This is a genomic window from Streptomyces bugieae, assembly GCF_036352915.1.
In the GTDB taxonomy this organism is placed as follows: domain Bacteria; phylum Actinomycetota; class Actinomycetes; order Streptomycetales; family Streptomycetaceae; genus Streptomyces; species Streptomyces endophytica.
In genome coordinates this window covers 1-472 of the sequence record NZ_JAZBJP010000122.1, presented here as the reverse complement: position 1 = coordinate 472, position 472 = coordinate 1, and the positions used below count along the sequence as shown (strand labels likewise).

Annotated in this window: 1 protein-coding gene; it reads right to left on the bottom strand. The window is 73.3% G+C overall.

Features of this window, described 5'->3' with window-relative positions; genetic code table 11:
• On the bottom strand, positions 1-472 hold a 472-nt coding region (locus tag V2J85_RS40480), incomplete at both ends, for an alpha/beta fold hydrolase (protein ID WP_330824372.1).

Below are 472 nucleotides of genomic sequence, written 5' to 3'. Positions count from 1 at the left end.
CAGGACCAGGCGCCGCACCCGCTCCGGGTGCAGCTTCGCGTAGACCGCGCCCAGGTACGTACCGTACGAGTAACCGAAGTAGTTGATCCGCTCCGCGCCCAGCGCCCGGCGGATCACGTCGAGGTCCTTGGCGGCGCTGACGGTGTCCATGTACGGCAGCACATCGCCGTGCTTCTCCCCGCAGGCGCGGGCGAAGGCCGCCGCCCGGTCGCGGTTGACCCGCTCGGCCCGGTAGGAGGCGGGCACCGAGTCGGGGCGTACGGGATCGGAGTGGCCGGGCAGGCAGTTCAGCGCCGGGGTGCTCTTCCCCACCCCGCGCGGGGCGAACCCGATCACGTTGTACTGGGCGGCCACCTTCTCCGGCAGCGCCGACGCCACGAACCCGGCCATCGACAGCCCGCTGCCGCCCGGCCCGCCCGGGTTGACCAGCAGCGGGCCCTGGAAGGTCTTCGCGGTGTGCGGGACCCGGGAC